Origin of the sequence: Paenibacillus sp. V4I7 (genome assembly GCF_030817275.1) — a bacterium.
Lineage (GTDB): Bacteria > Bacillota > Bacilli > Paenibacillales > NBRC-103111 > Paenibacillus_E.
Window position 1 is genome coordinate 977,260 of the sequence record NZ_JAUSZD010000002.1, and the last position, 23,721, is coordinate 1,000,980.

A 23,721-nucleotide genomic window follows, 5' to 3' on the forward strand; every position below is an offset into this window, starting at 1 on the left:
AAGAATTTCGGTGGGAGTGATAGACATTGCTTGGTCAACGGTTGATTCAGAATTGGGAGCATTACTGTGGGAGTCTAGGAGGCGTGTGGGAGGTATGGCGGGGCGATAAGCTCCAAAATCACTATAATGTCCCATGGCAGCAAGTCGAGCTACCGCATTCTTACAATGCTTTGGACACGATGGACCCTGACAGTAAGTACTATCAAGGTCAGGGCTGGTATCGCACAAAGCTGGAGGTGAACAATCCGTATCCGAACGGGCGAACGCTCTTGCACTTCGAAGGAGCTGGACAGCGTTCTAGCGTATTTGTTTATACCGAGCAGGTGGGCGAGCACCTTGGGGGGTATGATGAATTCACGGTTGATATGACGGAAGCAGCTGCACGAGCGCGGGAAATTGAACGCTATGTGGGTAAAGTCTCCGTAGCCGTCATGTGCGATAACAGCCGTGAGCTTGAGACGATTCCATCAGATGCTAGTGATTTCCACCTATATGGCGGTGTGTATCGCTATCTGAATTTGGTCTATGTGCCAGCAATATCGCTGGAGAAAGTACATATCGAGACAGACACACAAGCCCTGCAAAAGTCGATGGATTCCGGTTCGGATTCGATATCCTCCAGTACAGTGAAAGTTCGTGCTGCGTTATATAATCCGAAGGGCTTGAACGAAAACCTGCAATTGACGATCCAATTAACAGACCCAACGGGCCGTGTGATAGCGGTTTCAAACGTGAGCTTCATGCCGTGGGAAGGGGAAAAGGAGTTAACGGTATTCGAGCTTGATACCCCTCAGCTCTGGTCGACGGATCAACCTGTCTTGTATGGTTGTAATGTGACACTTTCGAGTGTCCATGGAGAGACTACGGTTAACGAGAAATTCGGGGTTCGTTTCTTTGAGTTCATGAAGCAAGGTCCTTTCAAGCTGAATGGTGAGCGGTTATTGCTTCGCGGTACACATCGACATGAGGATCATGCTGGTGTTGGGCCTGCAATGACAGAAGAGATGATTCGTGAAGAAATGCAATTGATTAAGCGCATGGGCGCTAACTTTATTCGACTCGGGCATTACCAGCAATCGAGGATTGTACTGAATCTTTGCGATGAGCTCGGTATATTGGTTTGGGAGGAAATTCCTTGGTGTCGTGGAGGATTAGGGGGCGAAGCTTACCGGCAGCAATGTCGCGACATGCTAAGCGCGATGATCTCTCAGCATTACAATCATCCATCCGTGATTCTTTGGGGGCTTGGCAATGAAAATGATTGGGAATGCGATTTTGATTATTTTGACCAAGAAGAAATCCGTGGCTTTATGAAAGAGCTTCATGACCTGTCACACCAGTTGGATGCGGGGCGTCTGACCGCAATACGGCGATGTGAGTTTTGCAAAGATATTATTGATGTCTACTCGCCTTCGATTTGGGCTGGGTGGTATCGAGGTATATACACCGACTACGAGAAAAGCTCCAGGATGGCCTTTGAACAGGTAGACTCCTTTTTCCATATGGAATGGGGGGCAGATAATTTGCCAACTCGGCATGTAGAGAAAACTTACACGGGTTTCGAGTATATCCCTCGTGGAAACGGAGCTACGGAAGAGCGAGATGGGGATTATTTACTTACTGGTGGCGAAACGCGAGTCTCTCGGGACGGTGATTGGTCGGAGACCTACTTCTGTGAAATGATCGATTGGTATTTAAAATGCCAAGAGGGGATGGATTGGCTGACAGGCGCGGCACAATGGTCCTTCAAGGATTTCGCCACACCAGTTCGTCCGGATTCACCGATTCCGTATTTGAATATGAAGGGAATCGTTGAACGTGATTTGACGAAGAAGGAAGCATTTTATGTCTTCCAATCCTATTGGTCTAAGGAACCTATGGTGCGCATCTACGGTCACACGATGCCAGTTCGTTGGGGTGATGAGGATGAGCAGAAGTACCTAAAGGTTTATTCCAATTGCTCTAAGGCGGAGCTTTTCCTTAATGGGGTTAGTTTAGGCTTAAAACTGCGAGATTCCAATGACTTTCCTTGTGCGGGTCTACGTTGGAACACGGCCTTCAAGCCTGGCGTGAACCATGTGCAGGTTATCGCTGAGAAGGAAGGCATCATCGTGAAAGATGAGCTGACCTTCAATTACCAGACAGAGACATGGGGGGAGCCGACAGAGCTTCAGCTTACGTCAGTAAAGCAGGATGATGGTCGTATCTATGTGGAAGCGCGTATGTTTGACGAGAAGGGTGTTTTTTGCCCGGATGCTTCTCATTTCATTCGTTTCGGTCTTAGCGGCGATGGCAAGCTGCTTGATGGTCTTGGCACGATCCATGGCTCGCGGCTTGTACAGCTGGCAACTGGACGTGCGGGGATTTATATCGATCCGCAGGGTGGAAGTGCGGCTGCCATCGGTGAGACTGCGTTCATATCTGCGGGCGGGCCAGCCATGGCTGCTGTCAAAGCAGGCAAGGTAGCTCAACTGCCGACTTCGGTCGTTAGCGCGAAGTGTGAAGGCATGGCTACTGCTTTTATCACTTTACAATAAAACCAAGGGAGTGAATCGAATGGAGAACAAGACAACGATTCAAGCTGACAAGTGGAAGAACGCGGCAAGCATGAAGGAAGCACTGCCCCTCGTATGGGAGGCGCTGCAGGTTAAAGTAGATAGAATGATCGAACAGCTTGGGGATAAATCTCCGCATGTGGCTAAGGCAGATGGTATCTACGATGACATGCGGCACGATTGGTGGACATCCGGCTTTTGGCCAGGCATCCTATGGATTATGCACGAGATGACCGGCAAGGAGCATTACAAAAAAGCGGCTTGGAGCTGGGACGAGAAGTTTGAAAAGAAGATGATCGAGACTAATAACTATCATCATGATGTAGGCTTTCAATTCCTGCCGACGGCAATCATCAAATACAAGCTGACAGGCGATCAAGACGGTAAGCGCCGTGGATTGTTTGCGGCAAACTTCTTGACTGGACGCTTCAATCTGGCTGGTCAGTTTCTGAGAGCTTGGAATCAAGAGAAAATCGGTTGGTCTATCGTAGATTCGTCTATGAACTTGTCTCTTTTGTTTTGGGCCGCACAAGAGTCTGCTGATCCACGGTTTGAGCATGTAGGCAAGGCGCATGCAGATACGGTGGTGGAACACTTTATCCGAGAAGACGGATCTGTGAATCACATTCTTAGCTTCGACCCTAAGTCAGGTGAGCTCATCGAATCTCTTGGCGGGCAGGGTGCAGGACCTCAATCTTCCTGGAGCCGTGGGCAAGCATGGGCGCTGCATGGTATGGCCAACACTTACCGTTACACAGGTGATGCCAAATATCTCCATGCGGCTAGACGCGTAGCGCATTATTTTCTAGCTTGCTTGCCTGAGGACTATGTTGCGCATTGGGATTTCCGTGCAGATGAATCATTGGAGGGCCTCCCGCGCGATACATCCGCAGCAACCTGCGCTGCGTCTGGTCTGCTTGAACTGGCTGATGCACTTCCATCCGTAGAGGGCGCACTTTATCGACGGGCAGCTGAACGGATCCTGCTTTCCTTGACCCAGAACTATGCGACATGGGATCAACCGGAGCATGAGGCAATCCTGCTTGGCGGAACGGGCAATTTACCCGCTGGGCAGAACATTGATGTTTCCTTGATCTATGGAGACTATTATTACGTTGAGGCCATTGCAAAGCTGCTAGGCTGGAAAAATCGAATTTTCTAGAAAACAGGCCTGTGACCTGCTGATTTCATGATGGAATTAGCAGGTACAGGTCAATTACTTTTACATGTGTTACACGTAGAAGGATAGCAGCTCGCAGGGAGGAACTCATGATTGGGATCTTAAAGTTAAACCAGGAACTATGGAAAGATTACTTTGATATGGACAGAATTCTTCATGATGCGGAGGAGTCGCTTCACGCCCCGATGATACATATAACAGATCATATTGCTCATGGAAGTCCTGGAGGCATGCATGATTATTATTCGAATGGAGACTACTGGTGGCCGAATCCGGATACGAAGGACGGACTGCCGTATATTCGCCGCGATGGTGAAAGTAATCCTGGCAATTTCGATCATCACCGGAGCACACTGCGGCTTATGAGGTCGCATGTGGCCAGGTTGGCTTCGGCCTATCGGATCACTGAGGATGAACGATATGCAGCAAAAGCGATACAGCTTTTGAAGGGGTTTTTCTTGGATAAACAGACCCGAATGAATCCGCATTTGCTGTATGCTCAAGCGATTCCTGGTGTAAGCGAGGGGAGGGGAATCGGGATTATCGATACGCTCCACTTCATAGATGTTACGGTTGCCGTAGAAGCTTTGCAAAGGGCATTAAGTGTGGAGGAATCGTCAAGGTTGGGCCTGATGGATTGGTTCTCCAGTTACTTGAATTGGATGAGCACGCACCCTCAAGGTATTGAGGAAAGGGACGAGTCCAATAATCATGGAATCTGCTGGTTCGTGCAAGCAGCGGCATTTGGACGGATGACCGGAAATCAACAAATGCTTATCTTTTGCAAGGAACAGTTCAAGACCCGTCTGCTGGCTGAACAAATGGATCAGAACGGCAGCTTGCCTAGGGAGTTGGCACGAACTAAGCCTTACGCCTATTCCATCTTCGCATTGGATAATCTGGTCACTCTCTGCCATATCCTATCGACTCCGAACGATAACCTATGGGATTATCAATTACCCGATGGAAGGGGAATCCGGAAGGGAATCGATTTTCTGACGCCGTTTTTGATGAATAAAGCTGCATGGCCTTACAGACATGATGTGGAGTGCTTTGAAGAGTGGCCTGTCGGGATATCATTTCTATTATTCGCTGGGCTTGCTTACGAATCTGATGATTTGCTGAAGCTGTGGCACGAGCTGGATAAAAGCCCGACGAGTTCAGAGGTGCGTCGAAATATGGCCATCCGACAGCCGCTTCTTTGGTTGTAAGAATGTGGGGGCAAGGCCGCGAAGGGATGTCTGGTAACTGAGGACACTCCCTTTTTTACGTTTACATCCATATTTGAATATCCAGATTAGGTAATGAGGGTGTGGAGTTTCGATTTTAAAGATGAATTTACGATTATGAAGATTTAATATCTCCATGATTTATATAAAATTGAGGGAGAGTGCGCACTCGACAACAATGAAAGGAGCGTTAAAGGTTAAAAAGGATTAGTTGATGAGAAAATGAAATCAAGGGAGATGTATGAATGGGAAAAGGAAAAAAAGCAGGCATTGTTATGTTATTGGTTAGTTTGTTTCTTGCCATGATCCCTTTTTCAGGTTTTGCGGCGGATGCTAAATTGTCGGTCGCGGCTTCTGGCGTGACTGCGAGTGCGGATGACGGGAACGTACCTGCCAATACGGTGGATGGAAACTTAACGACCCGCTGGTCTGCAAGTGGTGACGGGCAATGGATCAAGTACGATTTGGGCTCCGTTAAAAAAGTGTCTTTCATTAAAATCGCTTTCCTAAACGGGGATACGAGAACATCGAATTTTGATATTCAAGTGTCTACGGATAATGTTACTTTTACGACGGTTCATGCCAACGTGACAAGCAGTTTGAATACAAGCCTGCAGGTTTTTGATTTTCCGGATGTAGACCCCGTCCGTTATGTACGGATTGTTGGACATGGAAACTCCGTAAACACTTGGAACAGCTATACCGAGGTAGAAATTTACGGGGATACTTCTGCAAGCGCTTCCGTAGACACAAAGTTCTCCGTCCCCGGGTCTTCCGTGACCGCTAGCGCGGATGATGGGAATGTGCCTGCTAATACGGTGGATGGAAGCTTAACCACACGCTGGTCTGCTAACGGCAATGGGCAATGGATCAAGTACGATTTGGGTTCGAGTGTCAAGGTCGCCTTCATTAAGATGGCATTTTTAAGCGGGGATACAAGAACTTCCAGTTTTGATATTCAAACTTCCACCGATAACGTGAATTTTACAACGGTTCAGTCTAACGTGACCAGCAGTTTGAATACAAGCTTACAGACTTTTGACTTCCCTGATGTAACGCCAGTCCGTTATGTGCGTATTGTTGGACATGGAAACTCCGTCAACGCATGGAACAGTTATAATGAGGTAGAAATCTATGGTGTTGCTCCTGTTATTCCAGGTGTTCCTGTATCCACATCAGGGGAGTTAACTTCGGCCTTAAGCAGTGCAAGTGCCGGTACCACGATCGTACTTGCGAATGGGACTTACACACAAACAGGCCCTTTCGTCTTGAGCAACAAAAACGGCACAGCAGGCAGCCCTATCACGATCAAGGCCGCTAACCCAGGGCAAGCGATTATTTCTGGCGGAGCTTCTCTCCAAATTCAAAACTCGTCCAATGTCGTTATCGAGGGGCTTAAATTTACAAACGCTGGAAATACAGCCCTTCTCTTAGATGGATCCAATAACATTCGAGTGACTCGAAATCAATTCGCACTACAAGCAACTGGAGGTACCCTAATCTGGCTTCAGGTTAGCGGAGTCAATAGTCATCATAATCGAATCGACCATAATGACTTCGGTCCCAAGAGCGACACGGATCCTCTAATTGCCTATCAAGGCGATGGTAACGGGAACATCTCTCAGTATGACGTCATCGAATATAATTACTTTCATGATGTGGGTCCATGGGTTGCTAATGGCAAAGAAACGATACGCCTTGGATTATCGGGAATCTCATTGTCCAATGGGTTTAATACCATCCAGTATAATCTGTTTGAGAACTGCGATGGCGAACCCGAAATCGTTTCTGTGAAAAGCAGTAATAACACGGTTCGATACAATACCTTTAAGACTTCTAAAGGCGGACTCACCTCAAGACATGGTCATAACAACTCATTTTACGGAAACTTTTTCCTTGGCGATGGTGTAGAAACAGAACAAGCAGGAATCCGTATTTATGGAAACGACCATAAGATATACAACAATTACATGGAGGATCTTACTGCTAACGTCATTATTCTTGACAATGGTAATTATGATGGAGGTACGGGCGGGTATCCCACGAATCCAACGGCTGATGACTTGAGAGCGCAGTGGAAAATTTACCGAGCGCAAGTCGTCAACAATACGATTGTTAACAGCACGACGGGAATTGTTGTTGGTTCCAGTAAAACATATCCTACTCAGGACAGCAAAGTGGCTAATAATATCGTGAGAAATTCCACCGGTACCCTGTATGATGAAGTTGTGACGACCAACACCATATTCGAAGGGAATATTGGGTTTGGCAGTACAGTAAGCAATAATAGTTCAAGGACGGCTGCCCAAATCTGGGGAACAAATCCGTTGCTTACAACTGTAAACGGGTTGCAAAAATTGTCCTCTAGCAGTCCGGCGATAAACGCTGCACTGGGAATCTACACTTATGTGACAGAGGATATGGATGGGGAAGCACGTTCCACTCCGGATATTGGAGCAGATGAACGGTCTTCAAGCACGTCATTTGGGAAACATCCGTTGGTGGCATCAGAGGTAGGACCGAATGCGCCATAAGTAATGAGTAGATAGTTTACTGAGATGTCTTTTAAAAGATCGCAACAGCTTAGGCTGTGCGGTCTTTTTTCCATAAAACTTGATAATGTGTGACAAGGCAAGTAGAGTTGAAGGGTAGGAGTTGAAAGTAGGGGGTTGTTTATTTGAAAAAACTGGGTATTGCGCTGCTGATCGTCTCAGGGCTTGCTCTATTGTCGGCTTTAACGATTCCATTCTTCGTTCATACCGGAAGAGGGATGGCTGGTTGGATTGCTGGTCTTCTTATTGTTAGCGAGATTGCGTTCTGGACAGGCGGCATCATTCTAGGTAAAGAAGTGGCAAGAAAATATAGACAGTACTTAAATCCTAAAAACTGGTCACGAAAACAGAAAAAGTCGAGTGACGATGGAGAATAAAAGAAAAGATACTTCCAGGAAAGTTTAGTTATTTTCTTATTATCAGGTATACTATAACCTGCAGATGAAAAAGGGGTGGTCCAATGTTTACAATGACAAGTTACACCGTGGAATTGGTGAAAGATCCATTTGGTATATTGACGGGGCAGCGATATGAATTTCTCATTGATATTGAAGTTGAGGAAGATGATGAGCTTTACTCCGAAAGTGGATTATATATTAGAGCGATCTATAGCGTGGAAGAGGAAAAGTCAGGGATTATGAAGTATGAGCTATACGAGAAAACGACGCAACTCTATTTGGATTTTGATCTAGAGGATGATGAGGTTGCCGCCGTAGAAGCGTTTTGCAAAGAGCACGTTCATGAAGGAAATGAATAAGTAAGTAAACAGCCATTCGAGATGCGTGCATCCTGGATGGTTTTTTTTTCATCCCCTTCTCTTTAGGGCTCATTGTTTCCAAAGTAGCATCCGAACATAAAAAGAAAAACCCCTCACGTATAAGGGATTTTCATCAAACTATTCAGGCGTACTTCTTATCCTTTAAGGATTTCTTCCACCTTTTGTAGCACATCTTCCGTCAAGCGGATGCCGCTAGCTGCACAATTTTCAACGACTTGCTCTGGTCGGCTAGCGCCAACGAGGGCACTTGCTACATTGTTTTGTCTGAGAATCCAAGCAATTGCCAGCTGAGAAACCTTGATGCCAAGCTCATCGGCGATTCCAGATAATTGTGCCACTTTATTCAATGAAGCTTCGTTTAATTGCTTATCGCTCCAATTCTTGCTGCTTGCTCGGCTATCGGCTGCGATGGGTTGTCCTGCACGATATTTGCCTGTAAGAAGCCCCTGTGCAAGCGGCGAGAAAACAACCTGACCGAATCCCTTAGCCTCGCCAAGTGGGATAATTTCTTTTTCGATGTAACGATTGAAAAGGTTGTAGATCGGTTGATTGACAATGAGCTTATCCAGTAACAGCTTGTCTGCGATTGCATAAGCTTCAACAATCTGAGCAGGCGTCCATTCACTGACACCGATGTAGAGCACCTTGCCTTGTGTGACTAAATCGTCCAAGGCACGCAAAGTTTCTTCAAGCGGAGTTTCAGGGTCGTAACGGTGACAATAGTAAATATCGATGTAATCCGCATTCAGTCGACGTAGACTGGCTTCGGCCTGCTCTTTAATATGCTTGCGAGATAAACCACGATCATTAGGACCATCGCCCATCGTATTAAAAACTTTTGTAGCTAGAACATAGGATTCCCGTGGATAGGAGGCGAGTGCTTTGCCCATCACTTTTTCTGCTTCACCACGTTCATATACGTTAGCTGTATCAAAGAAATTAACACCCAAATCATAAGCTTGTTCAATAGAACGAACAGCAGGATCTTCCCCGACATAACCGCCGTATGTGAGCCAACTCCCAAGACTGATTTCACTGACTTTGAGACCGCTGTTACCGAGTTTGCGATATTGCATGATTGTTAACCTCCTAGTGCACTGTGGGATAAGAGCTATCTATAGTATAAAGATTTTCCGCGGTTTATGTAAGAACTGACAAATAGGTGATTAAGTTACCTGGAGGTGCGACGCTTACTTCAAGGTAAGTACATACGTGACTGGGAAATGAAGTGAGATTAAGGCAATCTGCTGTGTAGCCAAGCATCGTCTTTTAACGTAAAATGACTGTGAAAGGAGGAGGTATTCATGTTAGCGTCCCTATTTGTTGGCATCGTAGCCATAGAGCATATCTACATTCTAATTTTGGAAATGTTTTTATGGACGACACCTCGTGGATTGAAAGCCTTCGGCATGACGAAGGAACAAGCCCAGGAAACCAAATCACTTGCTGCTAATCAAGGTTTATACAATGGATTTCTTGCGGCTGGTCTTGTTTGGGGGCTCGTTCATCCTGATGCATCCATGGGTCGTTCCATTGAGATCTTCTTCTTAATCTGTGTCATTATTGCTGCCTTGTATGGCGGGGCAACAGCCAAGAAGTCAATTTTACTGGTACAGGGGTTGCCCGCTGTTATCGCTCTTCTTTTTGTACTTACATAAAGTAAGGTTTTATCGCAATAAATAAGGGAAGTCCCTAGAGATACTTGGGACTTCCCTTATTTATTAGGCATACTTCACTACCTTATTTTTGCCGCTTGTTTTTGCCCGATACATAGCTTCATCCGCTTGCTTTATGAGTTCCTCGGCGCTTAGGCCATTCTTATACTTGCTGTAGCCGATACTTGCGGTAACAATCGTTTCCTTCTCGATTCGACTGCGAACGCGTTCTGCAAAGGCATCCATTTTGACACTAGGATCTGTCACCATGACGACCATCTCTTCGCCACCGTATCGGCCGGCAATGCCGCATTCTTCGGCTTCTTCTTTCATAATCAGGGCAACCTGCTTGAGCACATCGTCCCCCATCTGATGACCTTGGGTATCATTTAACTTCTTGAAATTATCAATGTCGCTAAACAAAATGTACACAGGCAAATGCCTTCCAACATATTGGGCAACACGGTTATAGAAAAATTTGCGATTATATAGACGTGTAAGCCCGTCTGTTATGGATGAATTATAAATGGCCTGCATAAGCTCTACAACACGTTCAAACAGCAGCATAAACAATAAAAAATAATAAATAATCGGTAAGACATTGGCTGCAATAGATAACAAAGGCTGAACGTTCCCATACATATAGGCATTTACAAGGTGGACAGATTGAATGAAAAAGTAAACCGTCAGTGCCATTTGATATTTGACTTGTTGGCCGATGTACGGTGGGATCGTGTAGAAACAAAGAAAGATCAGTACAAATACATAGAGTTCGAGACCAATATCCTGAAGCAATCTAACTTGCTCATGCGTGCCGGTATACATATTTGGCACACTGAAATGAAGGATAGAAACGACAAACCCCATAATCATTAAGCCATAGAAGAATATGTACTGTTTACGATTCGTACGATTGTATAATTGATAGATCCCCATATTAATAAGTAGGAAGGATATTATTTTAAGCATTAGCAGCATGTACGCAGTTAAACTTGTATCCATGTTGCTAAGTGTGAAATATAACTGGAGAAGGTAATGAATGCCTACAAAAACTAGTGAAATGGTCATTGACCTGTAGCCTTTTTTGCGACGGTCTAGAAATAATCGAAGCGAGATCACGAACATAAGGGCAACAATGACAACGATAATGGCATTCGATAATAATGAAGCTAAATCACCGAAAAGCAGATCAACAACGTTCATACTTTCCTCCAAAATCCCCTCTTTTTCGACATGTAATGACTCTATTATAAAGGAAAATGCGAGAGAGGGATAGAAACGATTGTAAAGGCTCGAAGGTGTTCTCTTTTCTATTCGGCGCACACAAGTTACAATAAGAAGGTAAGCTCAAGGATTTGGGAGAGGGGCTCATGCAATGAACATCTTGCAAGCATTGTTTTTCCCCCCGGAACAGCCGGGTGGGGTGTCATCCATGGTTCCCTATATATTGGACCGTTTTAATAAAAAAGGCTGGGAAATGGAATTATTTTCGCTACCTAAGCGAATTCGTGGCAAGGGTACTGAGGAAGTGGAGTTTGTCACTTTTGATTGGCGGAAGTATGCCGGAAACCCGATCGTTGATAAATACATTCAGACTTACAAGGATTATGTTTGGTGGACGAAGCTGAGAATTTCCAAGAAGTATGATATCATCCATGCCCATCATCCGATTGCTGCGCTTGCCATGAAGCAGATTTATCCGGAAACACCCGTCATCTTAACCATTCACTCTAGTTTTGAAAGAGAGCTTATTTTGAACGGACGCATTCAGGAGAATGGCGTGGAGCACCAATTCCTGACTCAAATTTACGGGGAGCTTGAAGCGAGAGTCGATCAGATGATCACGGTTTCTAACTCGTTCAAGCAATATATGGCGGAGTATGTGCAGGATAGTGAGCGGATTGGCGTTATTCCAAATGGTTTTGACGAAAAGCGTTTTCGTCCGATTTCACATGAAAATCCAGTTACACAGTTCATAACCGTTTGCCGCTTAGTGCCTGCTAAAGGGCTCGATACGCTGCTGATTGCTTGCGGAGAGCTGAAAAAACGCGGTCATCCCTTCGTTTTACATATTATAGGTGATGGCCCCAGCCGAGAAGAACTTGAGAAGCTGGCGATTCAGCATAATATTTACGATGAAACGATTTTCTATGGCTATATGCTGCATCCTGAAGAGTTTATGCCTTTCTTTGATGTATTCGTACTGCCATCGCGCGCGGAGGCATTCGGCTCTGTATTTGCGGAGGCAGCACTGTGCTGGTTAGCACTAATCGGAACTGATGTCGGCGGGATTGCTGAGCAAATCGAACATGGACATAACGGCTTACTTGTGCCGGTAGGTGATGCGATGGCGCTTAGCCATGCTTTGGAAAAAGTCGTCATTGATCCTACTTTCCGCTACAATTTGGCACGAACTGCCTGGGAGAAGGCGAAGAAAACCTACTCATTGAACCGAGTGCTGCGGCAGCTGAAAAGTGTGTATGAAAGTTATCAGGTCGCTGTACAACCAAATGATGATGATAGTGCGGATAGTGAAAAAAGCTGAATAGGAAGGCGTTAGAGTGATGAAACGACTGCGGTTTATGCATGCCGCCGATCTGCATCTGGACAGTCCGTTCAAAGGCATGTCGGCGCTGCCTGAACGGGTTCGAGAGCGAATCCGAGAATCGACGTTTGAAGCGCTCAAGGAACTTGTGGCCTTAGCGATACGAGAGCAGGTAGATTTTGTACTCATTAGTGGGGATGTTTATGATTTATCCGATCGTTCCTTGCGCGCTCAAATTCGTTTCCAGAAAGCACTGGAGCAATTAGCTGAACAGGGAATCCCTACTTATATTATTCATGGAAATCATGACCCGGAGGATGGACGTGCCGCGAAACTGGATTGGCCGGCAGCAGTCCATTTTTTTGCGTGCGACCAAGTGGAGACGATTAGCGTGGAAAAGCCGCAGCGCGGCGTCATTGCCCAGATTCATGGCATTTCCTATCGAAGCTCGGCGGTAACGGATAATTTAGCTGTCAAATTCAGAGTAGGCCAAGAAAAGGTATGTCAGATCGGCCTTTTGCATACGAATGTTGACGGTGATCCCGGTCATGACAATTATGCCCCTTGCAGCAAGCAGGATTTGCTTGAAGCGGGTATGAACTACTGGGCGTTAGGACATGTACATACAAGGAATGTGCTTCATCAGCAGCCAGCGATTGTTTACCCAGGGAACTTGCAGGGCCGAAGTATTCGGGAAACAGGACCACGTGGGTGTTACATCGTCGATATGTCTGAGGATGGACGAGCTGAGCTAACCTTTCATGCGTTGGATCAGGTTCGTTGGTTCCTAGAACGGCTGTCTGTGGCAGGCTTACAGACAGAACAGGATTTGAAAGACCGGCTAGGGGAGCAGCTCGAGCGGATTCGGGCAGAGGCGGAAGGCAGAGATGCTGTCGTCCGTCTTGTTCTGGAAGGCCGCAGCGCGGTGCATGGCTTGCTGCGCAAAGGTCGGGCTCTGCAGGAGCTGACCGCCGAACTGCGTGAGGAGGAAGCAGAGCGGAGCCGCTTCGTCTGGGTGGAGTCGATCGAGGACCGAACGGCTAGTGAGCTCGACCTCGAGGCCTTACTGCAGGAGAAGAGCTTCCTTGGCGATCTCCTGCGGTATTCGGCTGCGCTGCAAGTCGACGACGAAGCGCTTGCTTTATTTGCAAGCGAGGCGCTGGCCGCGCTGCAAAGCTTGCCGCAAGCAGCCGGTGATCCGGCTGCGGCGGAGCCTGAACGGCTGCGCGAGTGGCTGCGCGCCGCACAAGAATTAGCCGCGGACCTGTTGTCCGCGGATGGGGGGGGACATGGATGAGAATCGTATCCATGCAGGTTCAAGGTTTCGGCAGCCTGCGCGAACGGCAGCTTGACACCGATAGCCAGCTGGTGCTTTTCTATGGCGCCAACGAAGCGGGCAAGAGCACGCTCATGGGCTTCGTCCGCGCGGTGCTGTTCGGCTTTCCGACTCGTCAGAGCCGGTTGGAACGATATGAGCCGCTTGGCGGCGGCGCCCATGGTGGTGCGCTAACCCTGCTCGATGAGCAGGGTCAGCTCATTCGCGTCGAGCGTTACGACGCACCTGCCGCAGGCGGCAGACGAGCCTCTGCGGGGCTCGTCAAGGTCACCCTCGGTGATGGCACCACCGGGGGCGAAGACCTGCTGAACACGCTGCTGGGCGGCCTATCGGCCGACCTCTTCCGCAGCTTGTTCGCTTTCGGTTTAACCGAGCTGCAGGAGCTGCGCACCCTGCAGACCGACGAGCTCAGCGGCTATCTGTATAGCGCTGGGCTTGGTGTGAGCGGCTCGGCCATCATGGAGGCCGAGCGCAAGCTGACGGCGCAGGCCGACGGCCTGTACAGACCCCGCGGGCGCAATCAGGAGATGAACCGTCTCCTGAAGGAGCTTGAGGGTCTGGAGCAGTCGCTGCGCCGCAGCCGGGACCCAGCAGCCGACTACGATCGGCTGCAAGTGGAGCGCCGCTCCGCGGAGGAGCGCATTGCTGCCCTGGAGGGGCAGCAGGAGTCGCTGCGCGCGGAGCTGCACAAGCTTGGCCTGGCCGGCAAGGCGCGAAGCGGATGGATCCGCTTGCGTCAGATCGGCCAGGAGCTTGCGGCGCTGCCTGCGCTGGCGGGCTTCCCCGAGCATGCGTCGGCGAGGCTTGATGCGCTCGAGGCAGAGCTGGAGCGCATCCATGCGGAGCGCGCTCGGCTCTTGCTTAGGCAGCAGAGCCTGATGAGCCAGCTGCGCGCCATAGAGCTTGTGCCTGATCTGCTCGAGCATCAGATCGAGCTGAATCATTGTCTTGAGCAAGCAGCCACATATGAAGAAAATAAACGCAGCGTAGATCAAATGCGCGTGGAGCAGGAGCACCAACGCGCGCAGGTAGACAGGCTGCTTAAACAAATAGATGTACACTGGGAGGAGACAGATTTAGCCTCGTTCTCGGTAACAATTTCCCTGCGTGAACAGGTACGAACTTACAAGGGACGGTTTCACAAGTGCCAGGAGAGTGAACTGCGCGTCAGAACAGAGCTGGAGAGTGTGCAGCAGCAGGTCAAACGCGTCCAAGACACGGTAAGGAGCTTGGAATCCGAGTTACATAAAAGCGGGGTAAGAACAGATGGTTCAGCCTCTCCCGGTTGGGGAGGAGCAGATCCATCCACAACCTTGCATAACATAGCGAGAGACTATTCGCGCTGGCAGCTGCTTGTGAGGGATATAGCACACCAAAAAGAACGCGATGCTGTGGAGAATCAGTTCCAGCTTAATTTAGAGGACGCGGCGAAAGCTGGCAAAACGGCCTCACGGAGATTACGTCAACGCATCGTTGTATTTACCAGCTTATTGGCTGTCTTGGCACCACTATTGCTGTTATGGCAGGGCAATTGGGTGGCAGCTCTGTGTGCCTTTCTTTTTTTTGCTGGTGCTGCACTCTTTATGCTTGTTTCTGATCGTGAGGTGAAAGAGAATCGCTCTTCCCGAGCGATGACTTCATCCTCAGTCAGGGATGAAAGTCTGAGTGAGGAACTTCGCATGCTGGAGCGCCGCCTGCAAGAACAAATCCAACCTTTTGCACAGCAGCAAACAGGATATGTTGAAGCTGCGGCAGCATCAGCTGCTAATTCATTGAGCCATTCCGTATCCATGCCTCTTGAGGTACTCCAGCCTCAATTGGATGCATGGATGCGTGAAGCTGAGCAAAATAAACAACAACACAACGAGCTGCTTCGTAAACTAGAGAGGCTGCAGGATACGAAGGAGATGCTGCAATCGCTTCGGCAGCAAGAAGATCAGCGAAATGGTTACCTCGCGGAGCTTGTGTTGGAGTCTGATCAGTTCCAATCGGATTGGAGTCATTGGCTGCAATCGCTTGGACTAAGTACGCAGTTATCGGCAGATGCCCTGCTGGAAACCATCCAGACGATTGAGCAGGGGCAGGAAAGTCTTCGTCAACTTCATAAGCTGGAGTCCAAGCTAGAGACATTAGTATCAAGCATGGATCACTTCGATCAAACAGTCGGTTCACTCCTTCGGCTTTCACTAGCGGTACGTCAAGAATCCGTATTCGCTCTCAAACGCTGGAAAGAACAGGAGCAAGAACAGGTGAAGCTGCTTGCGGAGAAGAAGCATGGCGAGCAGCTTTATTCGGAAACTGAGCAAGAGCTGCAGCTTCTACAGACAAACGAGCAGCGTATACAAGCCCGGTTGGACCAACTTTTACAGGAAGCCTCTGCATGTGATGGTGAAGTACTGCGTATTCATCAGAGAGAGCAGGAAGAACGCAGGAAACTGACGGAAGAACAAACATTGCTGGAATCCTCGCTCGAAACGTTACTTAGCCGCTCATTGCTTGCCAGCTACACCGAGCTTTTGGAAACCCATGGAGAAGAGGATATCGCACTTCAAATGGCTTCCCTTCAAAACCGATTATCCGAAACCGTTAACGAAACGAATGAACTTCGAGAGGTTGTTGGTAAGCTAGCGGGACAAATTGAGAAGCTGGAGCAAGGATCGGAACATGCAGATCATCTTCTCCAAGCTGAAGCATATCGAGCTACCATTCGACAGCAAGTAGATCAATATGCCGTAGCTTCCTTCGCTTCATTGCTGATGAAGAAGGCCCGCGATGTTTACGAGCATGAACGGCAGCCTGGCGTACTTCTGCGAGCATCGGATTACTTTGCGAAGATGACGAACGGGGCCTTCACCCATGTCAAAGCGCCATTCGGAGAGCAGCGTCTAGTCGCAATACGAGCGAATGGAGAGTCGCTTGATACGAGTCAGCTTAGTAGAGGAACGGCGGAGCAGCTCTACTTATCCATGCGCTTTTCACTCGCCCAGGAGTATGCTGGCAAAGCTATTTTACCGCTGGTGATGGACGATATTCTCGTTAATTTCGATGAGGAACGGATGGAGAGCTGTTTGCGTGTTCTTGCAGATTTAAGCAGCAGGCATCAAGTGCTGCTCTTTACCTGCCACGCTCACGTGCGAGATGCGGCAGCAAGAGTTATTCCCGGAAATCGCTTTATTCGTTTGTAGAAGCGTTAGTAATGGAGGAATTGGAAATGGAGTCTGGAAACGATAAGAAGAAAGAGCATCGGGAAATCACCTATCAGGTCGGATGGAAGAAGGGGAAGATCGAATGGAATGAAGGCGCAACGGAAGCTTTAGCGGTCAAATCATCCGTGGAAGATGAGGGTCATGTTGGAGAAAAGCGTCTGCAGCTGTTTTGGCTTCCGGCCATGAGTCTTCCAAGTTGGCTGCTTCTCCCTATCCTTTATTCGCTTCCCGTCTTCTGTTTCCTATTAACGCTTGTTCTCATTTATGCGTTGCGTCATGGCTAGCGGCAAGTAAGGATTGAATGAAGGGGGGATCAGCTTTATGAACATGTTATTAGCCATTATTGGTGGCCTGCTGGGCCTTTTTGTAACCGGGGTTGCCATATATACAGCTTGGATGGTTCATCAGCTGTGGAAGCAGCAGGCGGCAGCCCCAAAACCAGAGGGTCAGGTGGAAATTGCCGTAAAATACTTTTCAAAATGGACGGTCATTGATTACGCAGTCATCTTATTATTTATCACCGGTCTTTTACTATTGATAGCCGAGTTATTTGCTGTTTGGCGAGATCAAACGATAATTGCCAATTTCCATTTCTCCTACTTGCTCACAGGAATCATTATTTCTGCTATGGGCATGCTTCTGTTGTTTGTACGTTTGGTTATCGTTCTTGGTTTTATTCAGACAGGTGCTTTACATCGCACGGTTACGGTTCCGCCAGATCATCAGAACGAGCCAGATCACACTGATAAAGCCAAATAAGGGATACAAAGCGGAAAGCAGTATTTTGAAACCAATTTGACTTATCAGATAGCTTAACCCTAGGATACTGATCAGAATAACCTTTGGGTTTAGTTTTACACGCTGCTGAAGCTGCTGGGACAAGCCGTAGGCGTCAGCAATAAAGGTCGTGAAAATCTCACCGTATATGACGAGCAGATAAGCAACTTGCGGTACGGACCCTAGTCGGGTAATAATATTTCCCATTGGGATTTCGAATTGTGCGATACCTGGCATTTGTGCAGAGAGTGCATAATGTGCAGATAACAGAAGCAGACCAATGCCTGCACCGCCAAGCAGTCCGCCCCAGTAAAGAACGGATCGATTGCGAATGGATGCTCCCATGGGGACGAGCACGGCTTGGGCCATCGCTAAGTTAAAGGCGGTATAGAGGAAAGGTGCGAACCATATTTTTTCTAATGGATCATCGCTTGTAATGCGCAACCAGTTCCCTGAAGATGGCGAATGCCACGTATAAACGACGATGACCAGGCTGAAGAGCAGCATGATGGGAACTACGATTGAATTCACTGTCATAATAGCGCCAATTCCGCGTGACAATACGAAATAGGCGAGTACCAATGTCACGAAGAGTCCTGTTTGGTATGAGAGGTGCAGCTGTTCCTCAAATACCGTTCCGCCCCCGGCTAGCATGACGGTTGTAATTCCAAATAGGACGACCATCATAAACAAGCTAATGGCGTTACCGATTCTTTTGCCAAAAATGGCTCGATTCAAATCCTCATAAGATGAGGCCTTCAGATCATGAGCCATCAGCATGAGTTTAATACCAATCCAGATGAAAAGTATGCTGGATAAAGCAATCGTCAATGTGGCTAGCCAGCCGTAACGTGTGAAAAATTGCAGGATTTCCTGTCCAGAAGCGAACCCTGCTCCAACAACCGTTCCAATGTAGGTAAAGGCAACACGGACGATCTGTGAACCTGTTCGCATAGATTGCCCCGCTTTCTTTCGTTTGATATAGTACAAGGTATGTTCGTGATCCCATGCGCATGACTGGAACTTGGGGCAAGCTGTCGTTTCTGCTAAAATGGGTATGAATAAGACGAAGTACAATGCGGGAGTGAGTTTTTTGTGAAGGAATTGCTATATGATTTCATAAGTCATTATGGATATATTGCTTTATACCTTTTGCTATCTGCCGGAATCATTGGGGTACCTGTACCAGATGAAACCCTTATGGCTTTTGTAGGTTCTTTAACGGCACTTGGAGGGCCATTTGATTTTGGAACAACGTTAATTGTGATTTATGCAGGCACGATGACAGGGATGGTTGTTAGTTATTTAATCGGTCATCGTGTGGGTAAACCCTTTCTTTACCGGTATGGCAAATGGTTCAAACTAACACCGAAACGGATTGAACGGGCCGAGGGTTGGTTCAAGAAGTATGGGCTCTGGACCGTTTTTCTTTGGGTATTTCGTGCCGGGGGTTCGTCATTTCACCTGTTATTTGTCAGGCGTAAGCGGAGTCAAGTTTTATAAGTATTTGTTCTTTGCGGGTACAGGCGCGCTGCTGTGGTGTACAACCTTTTTAACATTAGGGCATTTTATTGGCAGTAACTTGGAGGGTTTATTCCATTTAATACATAAATACATGGGAATAAGCATATTGACTATAGCAGTTATAGCTATTGTTGGAACGGTCATTTACTTCCGATTCCGGAGACGGAAAGCAGCCTGATTCCCATACACATGAAATAAGACCATGAGTGTCATCCTATAAGAGGAGCATTCATGGTCTTATTCCGTATTCTTAGCAAATTAATGGTTAGCGAAAAGCTTAATCGATTGGATGGTACTCTCATTCGGATCAATGTCGAGCTTGAGCAATGTGCCTTGCGACTTGTAGGAGAGAACATAGGTTGAGTTGGTGTCCGGTTTGCCTAGAATTGCGATAGCGTCTTGGACTTTCTGACCGAGGCGCAATCCGCGAAGTCCAGGATCAATCTCTGTGGAATGTACGTCAACGAATTCAAGTACATCTTTCTTATTGAAGCCTACGGAGAAATCCGTGAAGTCATAAACTTGAATGGCGTCTTCATCTGCATCCATAACGAATTGTTTCTTCGCCTTCCCAAAACGTTCGAGCACAACGTCCTTACTCGTTCCGAGCTTTAAGCCCATTAACGTTGGTTTCTCCTGTTGATACGCATCCTCTGCTTTAATATTCGGCTTGGCCGTTGGCTTCGCACTTGCAGATAGTTGCGGGATGTCTGTTAAATCCGTTTTGGACGTGCCTGCGACTTGTGCCTCGTGCTTGGCCGATTCTTCCGGTGATGGTGAAGGTGCTGCTGTCGCAGTTGCTACTACAATCGCTGGGGGTGTGCTAACTGGAATCGGGCTATTTTGTACATGGTTAGTTGGATCTATAGTAGGCTGTCCGGAAGGAGCAGATGACTCTTGGCACCCAGCTAACAGTAATGAAGCAATTGCTACTGGCATAAAGCCAAGTATGATAGGTCTAAGCAGGTTGTTCATCGTCATCTATCCTTTCTGCCGAATAATTGGAGTGAAAAATGCAACATTACTAATCATACTGTTTTCTGGTTCTATTTCAATGCATCAAGTTACCTAAATGTGAGCAATTGTAGACAAATTTCAAAATGCTGAACCCTATATACATATAGACACCTTATGAAGAGTAAAAGTTTCACTTCAAAAAGGGATATTCACAAATTGGGACTTGAAACCTACTTCATCAATATGGTAACTTACTCATAATAGAAAGGTTTAGGGGGCTAGAAATCATGGAATTGTTGAAACAGCGGATCTTAGAGGTCGGTGTAGTCGTATCGGATCAAGTGCTAAAGCTGGATGCCATACTTAATCATCAGGTTGATCCTGTACTCATCATGGAGATGGGCAAAGAATTTGCAAGATTGTTTAGAGAAACGAAGCCTGACAAGGTGCTTACCGTAGAATCGTCCGGTATTCCGATTGCCTATACGACAGCTTTACATCTTGAGGTTCCCATGATATTTGCACGGCGGAAGAAGACGTTGACCATGGATCAAGATACATATAGTGAACGTGTGCCTTCTTTTACCAAAGGGATTGTAACGGACATTATGGTATCCTCTCATTTGCTTCATAAAGGCGAGCGAGTTCTGCTGATCGATGATTTTATCGCTAACGGAGACGCAGCACGAGGATTAATTCGCATCATTGAAAAAGCGGAAGCTGAGCTTGTTGGTGTCGGTATTGCGGTAGAAAAATCATTCCAAGCTGGTGGAAGCTCGATTCGAGAGCGTGGAATTCGTGTGGAATCCCTAGCGCGTATTTCCTCACTGGCGAATGGGCAAATCACTTTTAACTGATTTTACAATTTGCTCATGACTTCCCTCAAACCGATTTATCCTTTATAATGAATACATGGTATGAGAGGAGGCTGACATCTATGGGTATCGAAAATGGTTCCATTGAATATTTTATGACAAAGCTTGGGGAAGCCAAAACACATTTTGAACGTGCGCTAGATTGTAAGCATACAGAGTTTGATGATCTGTATCCGTATATGATCGAACACCCTCAATTTTTCTGGTACAAACGATATGTAGCATGGTCCGAGTTGTTAACGATCGTAAAGCTCTGCACAGAACTGACAATCGAGTGGGAACAACATTTCTCTGCCGCACAAGTGGAGTATATTCAGAAGCGCGTAATGTCTAGCAAAGTCCTTGATTTCTGGTACGAAACGAATGATTCGAAGGAACATGTTAGCTAATTAATGCCCATATATAAGAAAGAGGCCGATGGATCCGAAGAGGATTCGTTGGCCTTTTTCTGTGGTTTAAAATGGAATTGTTTTCTTGGTTTAAACTCAGACTCCATTTTCTAGAATGTTCATGCTTTCAATATGCCTTTTCGTTTGTTCGGACCCGAGCTTATGCAGGGTTCGATACACTTCCGTTAAATAATAATCGTATTCCTGATTGGCCTCATTGGAGTAATAAACTTTCCAAGGAAGCCAAGAAGTTGCGTAGCTGCCTTGAGAGGAGTTATCGGTTTCCTCAAAAAGCTCTTGAAGCTTATCAATTTCTTCCTCGGTTGCCGAGATCTCGAATTCAAAATTAAGTGCTCCTTTGTCTTCCAAAACTTCCCCCGTGCCAACGTTAATGTAGTACGTTTTTTTATCCACTATAGAGCCTCCCATGGAGTAAGTTTGCGATTTGCGTTAGCATTGTTTCGTCATTAGTTAAGTTAACCTCAGTAAAGCGGTTTTATGTAAAGTTTGAACTAAATGCGAATTGGTGTATGCTAAAGTAGTACATATGAAATATTGGAGGTAAGATGATGATATCGGAAGAACAGCTTGATCAATATAGAGTTGATAGCACATTATTGCGTGTTATTCGGGACGTCAACCCAACGAATGATGTACGTGGAATTGTAGTTGCTTGGGATGATGAGAGCGTGTTAATCCGCAAGAAAAACCGCAAAGTAGTCAAGCTCGCACGCCATTATATCTATCAACCATACGAGGACGAAAGACCTCCTGAATTCATGCTTCCGCAGGATCCCATCGAACCAGATAGTGTTTCTGATGACGAATAAGGATGCATGGATGGGATCAATGGAGGTTCCTATCTCTGGTATTCGCATGGAGTTGATAAGTTCTCACCAAGGTACGTACTTGCAAATTTGCAGCGAAAATCCAATGCGAACACTGAATTCTTCGCCTTGGGGCGGTGGATTCGGCACACATAAGGTGATGATGAATCGGCAAGTGGACAAGCTGTATAATGAGGCTGATCCGCTTCGTGAGATGGGCGAATTCATCCAATGTGAGGGTTTGAATCCCCAAGAAACAGCGGGTATGCTGACCGCGGCGAAGGTAAAGGACGTTGGCTACAGCAGCTTTACCTGGGAATCTGGCATAGACGGTGATATCAGCGAATTCAGTCAGAAACTTGCGATGGAGCCAGAGCAGGAGCCCCTCCATGTTTGCTCGTGGGTTACGGTGGGGCTAGGGAATAAGGCGAGAGCTGGAGCTGAACTTCCTGCCGCTTCCCTTTACCCTGGAACAATTAACACGATTGTCGTTATCAACGGTTGCTTAACCGACGCGGCCATGGTTAATGCGGTCATTACAGCAACTGAGGCCAAAGCTGCGGCTCTTCAAGCATTAGGTATCCTCGTTGAGGGCCAGCCAGCGACAGGAACGACAACCGATGCCGTACTTATTGCTGCAACTTGCCGCGGCCAGACCTATCGTTACGCAGGTACAGCGACTGCGCTGGGTTACTTAATCGGAAGAACGGTATACGAAGCCACCATGCATTCCGGTCAACTGTACGAAAAAACGCCCTACTGATCCATGTGGATAGTAGGGCATGATCCATTTGGTTGGCTCTCGCATTTGCTTGAAGGATTCAAGCTTGGTTAGTTAAGTTCTACGGAAAACTCCGAACGCAGCTGCGGTTGCAATCGTGCCTAGTCCAGACTCATCCTCATCTTCACTTTTGTAGTTAGGATCATGCACAATGGCTTCTGCTTCACCTTCTGTAAGATCTCTTTGATTGCCTGTATATTTTGGTTCCAAGGCGTTGATTTCTTCCTCATTCATAGGTCATTCCTCCTTTGCGAATAGGGTTAGGAGTGAAGGGAGGAATTATTCACGAATTGTAAAAGTATCGTTGACTAGCTCTCATTTCCCGTGTTATATTAAGTTTTGTCGCAGCTATTATGACTACTTCGTTCATAGAGCAGCTGTATACGCGATCATGGCGGAATTGGCAGACGCGCACGGTTCAGGTCCGTGTGGGCTTACCCCCGTGGAGGTTCGAGTCCTCTTGATCGCATACCAAGTAACAACCCTTTCAGATACATCTGAAGGGGTTGTTTTCTTTTTATGAAACCATGTTCGTCTTTTTCCATAAATTTGGGA

General features: G+C 47.0%; 23 protein-coding genes and 1 tRNA gene. 18 read left to right on the forward strand and 6 right to left on the reverse strand.

Annotation, left to right across the window (positions count from 1 at the left end; translation table 11 throughout):
* The first annotated feature begins 26 nt into the window (after positions 1-26).
* From QFZ80_RS05695 to QFZ80_RS05720, 6 genes are all read left to right on the forward strand, one after another.
* Positions 27-2,537, forward strand: coding sequence for a glycoside hydrolase family 2 TIM barrel-domain containing protein (locus tag QFZ80_RS05695; RefSeq protein ID WP_307557699.1), 2,511 nt, complete (start codon positions 27-29; stop codon positions 2,535-2,537).
* Between the two features lie 70 nt (positions 2,538-2,607).
* Positions 2,608-3,717 carry a glycoside hydrolase family 88 protein gene (locus tag QFZ80_RS05700; RefSeq protein WP_307555657.1) on the forward strand — a complete coding sequence of 370 codons (1,110 nt, stop codon included), beginning with the start codon at positions 2,608-2,610 and terminating at the stop codon, positions 3,715-3,717.
* A gap of 107 nt (positions 3,718-3,824) precedes the next feature.
* On the forward strand, positions 3,825-4,946 hold the full coding sequence (locus QFZ80_RS05705) for an alginate lyase family protein (protein WP_307548122.1): 1,122 nt from the start codon (positions 3,825-3,827) through the stop codon (positions 4,944-4,946).
* 263 nt (positions 4,947-5,209) lie between these two features.
* Positions 5,210-7,498 (forward strand): chondroitinase-B domain-containing protein, encoded by a 2,289-nt coding sequence (locus tag QFZ80_RS05710; protein ID WP_307557701.1) that lies wholly within the window; start codon positions 5,210-5,212, stop codon positions 7,496-7,498.
* Positions 7,499-7,641: 143 nt separating this feature from the next.
* Positions 7,642-7,893, forward strand: coding sequence for a transporter suffix domain-containing protein (locus QFZ80_RS05715; RefSeq protein ID WP_307548120.1), 252 nt, complete (start codon positions 7,642-7,644; stop codon positions 7,891-7,893).
* Between the two features lie 83 nt (positions 7,894-7,976).
* Positions 7,977-8,273, forward strand: a complete 297-nt coding sequence (locus QFZ80_RS05720; protein ID WP_307440635.1) for a DUF6509 family protein — start codon at positions 7,977-7,979, stop codon at positions 8,271-8,273.
* Positions 8,274-8,428: 155 nt separating this feature from the next.
* On the opposite strand, the gene QFZ80_RS05725 is transcribed toward QFZ80_RS05720, so the two are convergent.
* Entirely contained in the window at positions 8,429-9,370 is a 942-nt protein-coding gene (locus QFZ80_RS05725) for an aldo/keto reductase family protein (RefSeq protein WP_307548119.1), read from the reverse strand.
* A 228-nt stretch (positions 9,371-9,598) separates the two neighbouring features.
* On the opposite strand from QFZ80_RS05725, the gene QFZ80_RS05730 reads away from it, so the two are divergent.
* A complete protein-coding gene (locus tag QFZ80_RS05730) occupies positions 9,599-9,952 on the forward strand; it encodes a DUF1304 domain-containing protein (protein ID WP_307548118.1) in 354 nt (117 codons plus the stop codon).
* Positions 9,953-10,015: 63 nt separating this feature from the next.
* On the opposite strand, the gene QFZ80_RS05735 is transcribed toward QFZ80_RS05730, so the two are convergent.
* Positions 10,016-11,152, reverse strand: coding sequence for a GGDEF domain-containing protein (locus QFZ80_RS05735; RefSeq protein ID WP_307557703.1), 1,137 nt, complete (start codon positions 11,150-11,152; stop codon positions 10,016-10,018).
* 172 nt (positions 11,153-11,324) lie between these two features.
* Between QFZ80_RS05735 and QFZ80_RS05740 the strand changes: the two genes are divergently transcribed.
* The 5 genes from QFZ80_RS05740 to QFZ80_RS05760 are packed head-to-tail and all read left to right on the forward strand — an operon-like array spanning position 11,325 to position 17,795.
* Positions 11,325-12,494, forward strand: coding sequence for a glycosyltransferase family 4 protein (locus QFZ80_RS05740; protein WP_307548116.1), 1,170 nt, complete (start codon positions 11,325-11,327; stop codon positions 12,492-12,494).
* A 19-nt stretch (positions 12,495-12,513) separates the two neighbouring features.
* Positions 12,514-13,791, forward strand: coding sequence for a metallophosphoesterase family protein (locus QFZ80_RS05745; protein ID WP_307564038.1), 1,278 nt, complete (start codon positions 12,514-12,516; stop codon positions 13,789-13,791).
* The gene (locus tag QFZ80_RS05750; RefSeq protein WP_307557705.1) at positions 13,788-17,015 is read left to right on the forward strand and encodes an AAA family ATPase; all 3,228 of its coding nucleotides are present in this window, start codon (positions 13,788-13,790) and stop codon (positions 17,013-17,015) included. The genes QFZ80_RS05745 and QFZ80_RS05750 overlap by 4 nt, the downstream gene beginning before the upstream one ends.
* 26 nt (positions 17,016-17,041) lie before the next feature.
* On the forward strand, positions 17,042-17,320 hold the full coding sequence (locus QFZ80_RS05755) for a hypothetical protein (protein WP_307548114.1): 279 nt from the start codon (positions 17,042-17,044) through the stop codon (positions 17,318-17,320).
* A gap of 37 nt (positions 17,321-17,357) precedes the next feature.
* Positions 17,358-17,795, forward strand: a complete 438-nt coding sequence (locus tag QFZ80_RS05760; RefSeq protein WP_307548113.1) for a hypothetical protein — start codon at positions 17,358-17,360, stop codon at positions 17,793-17,795.
* On the opposite strand, the gene QFZ80_RS05765 is transcribed toward QFZ80_RS05760, so the two are convergent.
* Positions 17,727-18,767, reverse strand: coding sequence for a YkvI family membrane protein (locus QFZ80_RS05765; RefSeq protein ID WP_307548111.1), 1,041 nt, complete (start codon positions 18,765-18,767; stop codon positions 17,727-17,729). The two genes, QFZ80_RS05760 and QFZ80_RS05765, sit on opposite strands and share 69 nt — an antisense overlap.
* A 141-nt stretch (positions 18,768-18,908) precedes the next feature.
* On the opposite strand from QFZ80_RS05765, the gene QFZ80_RS05770 reads away from it, so the two are divergent.
* Entirely contained in the window at positions 18,909-19,316 is a 408-nt protein-coding gene (locus QFZ80_RS05770) for a DedA family protein (RefSeq protein WP_307557706.1), read from the forward strand.
* A 279-nt stretch (positions 19,317-19,595) separates the two neighbouring features.
* On the opposite strand, the gene QFZ80_RS05775 is transcribed toward QFZ80_RS05770, so the two are convergent.
* On the reverse strand, positions 19,596-20,312 hold the full coding sequence (locus QFZ80_RS05775; protein WP_307557708.1) for a hypothetical protein: 717 nt from the start codon (positions 20,310-20,312) through the stop codon (positions 19,596-19,598).
* Between the two features lie 269 nt (positions 20,313-20,581).
* On the opposite strand from QFZ80_RS05775, the gene QFZ80_RS05780 reads away from it, so the two are divergent.
* Together QFZ80_RS05780 and QFZ80_RS05785 are read left to right on the forward strand one after the other, a co-directional pair.
* Positions 20,582-21,151, forward strand: coding sequence for a xanthine phosphoribosyltransferase (locus QFZ80_RS05780; RefSeq protein WP_057306883.1), 570 nt, complete (start codon positions 20,582-20,584; stop codon positions 21,149-21,151).
* An 80-nt stretch (positions 21,152-21,231) separates the two neighbouring features.
* Positions 21,232-21,558 carry a hypothetical protein gene (locus QFZ80_RS05785; protein WP_057306882.1) on the forward strand — a complete coding sequence of 109 codons (327 nt, stop codon included), beginning with the start codon at positions 21,232-21,234 and terminating at the stop codon, positions 21,556-21,558.
* Positions 21,559-21,654: 96 nt separating this feature from the next.
* Here QFZ80_RS05785 and QFZ80_RS05790 read toward each other — a convergent pair whose 3' ends face one another.
* Positions 21,655-21,972, reverse strand: a complete 318-nt coding sequence (locus QFZ80_RS05790; RefSeq protein ID WP_047685913.1) for a hypothetical protein — start codon at positions 21,970-21,972, stop codon at positions 21,655-21,657.
* A 152-nt stretch (positions 21,973-22,124) separates the two neighbouring features.
* On the opposite strand from QFZ80_RS05790, the gene QFZ80_RS05795 reads away from it, so the two are divergent.
* Entirely contained in the window at positions 22,125-22,388 is a 264-nt protein-coding gene (locus QFZ80_RS05795; protein ID WP_307548102.1) for a hypothetical protein, read from the forward strand.
* Between the two features lie 10 nt (positions 22,389-22,398).
* Complete coding sequence (locus QFZ80_RS05800; RefSeq protein WP_307548100.1) at positions 22,399-23,148, forward strand: adenosylcobinamide amidohydrolase; 750 nt, start codon at positions 22,399-22,401, stop codon at positions 23,146-23,148.
* A 72-nt stretch (positions 23,149-23,220) separates the two neighbouring features.
* Here QFZ80_RS05800 and QFZ80_RS05805 read toward each other — a convergent pair whose 3' ends face one another.
* Positions 23,221-23,400 (reverse strand): hypothetical protein, encoded by a 180-nt coding sequence (locus QFZ80_RS05805; RefSeq protein ID WP_307548098.1) that lies wholly within the window; start codon positions 23,398-23,400, stop codon positions 23,221-23,223.
* A 151-nt stretch (positions 23,401-23,551) separates the two neighbouring features.
* Between QFZ80_RS05805 and QFZ80_RS05810 the strand changes: the two genes are divergently transcribed.
* Positions 23,552-23,635 (forward strand) — tRNA-Leu (locus QFZ80_RS05810).
* Positions 23,636-23,721: the final 86 nt, after the last annotated feature.

Excerpts from the sequence above, each read along its gene's own strand:
- QFZ80_RS05745 (WP_307564038.1), top strand. The coding sequence starts at position 12,514 with ATGAAACGACTGCGGTTTATGCATGCCGCCGATCTGCATCTGGACAGT.
- QFZ80_RS05755 (WP_307548114.1), top strand. The coding sequence starts at position 17,042 with ATGGAGTCTGGAAACGATAAGAAGAAAGAGCATCGGGAAATCACCTAT.
- QFZ80_RS05780 (WP_057306883.1), top strand. The coding sequence starts at position 20,582 with ATGGAATTGTTGAAACAGCGGATCTTAGAGGTCGGTGTAGTCGTATCG.
- QFZ80_RS05765 (WP_307548111.1), bottom strand. The coding sequence starts at position 18,767 with ATGCGAACAGGTTCACAGATCGTCCGTGTTGCCTTTACCTACATTGGA.
- QFZ80_RS05800 (WP_307548100.1), top strand. The coding sequence starts at position 22,399 with ATGGGATCAATGGAGGTTCCTATCTCTGGTATTCGCATGGAGTTGATA.
- QFZ80_RS05720 (WP_307440635.1), top strand. The coding sequence starts at position 7,977 with ATGTTTACAATGACAAGTTACACCGTGGAATTGGTGAAAGATCCATTT.
- QFZ80_RS05775 (WP_307557708.1), bottom strand. The coding sequence starts at position 20,312 with ATGAACAACCTGCTTAGACCTATCATACTTGGCTTTATGCCAGTAGCA.
- QFZ80_RS05760 (WP_307548113.1), top strand. The coding sequence starts at position 17,358 with ATGAACATGTTATTAGCCATTATTGGTGGCCTGCTGGGCCTTTTTGTA.
- QFZ80_RS05700 (WP_307555657.1), top strand. The coding sequence starts at position 2,608 with ATGAAGGAAGCACTGCCCCTCGTATGGGAGGCGCTGCAGGTTAAAGTA.
- QFZ80_RS05730 (WP_307548118.1), top strand. The coding sequence starts at position 9,599 with ATGTTAGCGTCCCTATTTGTTGGCATCGTAGCCATAGAGCATATCTAC.
- QFZ80_RS05710 (WP_307557701.1), top strand. The coding sequence starts at position 5,210 with ATGGGAAAAGGAAAAAAAGCAGGCATTGTTATGTTATTGGTTAGTTTG.
- QFZ80_RS05785 (WP_057306882.1), top strand. The coding sequence starts at position 21,232 with ATGGGTATCGAAAATGGTTCCATTGAATATTTTATGACAAAGCTTGGG.
- QFZ80_RS05740 (WP_307548116.1), top strand. The coding sequence starts at position 11,325 with ATGAACATCTTGCAAGCATTGTTTTTCCCCCCGGAACAGCCGGGTGGG.
- QFZ80_RS05725 (WP_307548119.1), bottom strand. The coding sequence starts at position 9,370 with ATGCAATATCGCAAACTCGGTAACAGCGGTCTCAAAGTCAGTGAAATC.
- QFZ80_RS05735 (WP_307557703.1), bottom strand. The coding sequence starts at position 11,152 with ATGAACGTTGTTGATCTGCTTTTCGGTGATTTAGCTTCATTATTATCG.
- QFZ80_RS05750 (WP_307557705.1), top strand. The coding sequence starts at position 13,788 with ATGAGAATCGTATCCATGCAGGTTCAAGGTTTCGGCAGCCTGCGCGAA.
- QFZ80_RS05705 (WP_307548122.1), top strand. The coding sequence starts at position 3,825 with ATGATTGGGATCTTAAAGTTAAACCAGGAACTATGGAAAGATTACTTT.
- QFZ80_RS05795 (WP_307548102.1), top strand. The coding sequence starts at position 22,125 with ATGATGATATCGGAAGAACAGCTTGATCAATATAGAGTTGATAGCACA.
- QFZ80_RS05805 (WP_307548098.1), bottom strand. The coding sequence starts at position 23,400 with ATGAATGAGGAAGAAATCAACGCCTTGGAACCAAAATATACAGGCAAT.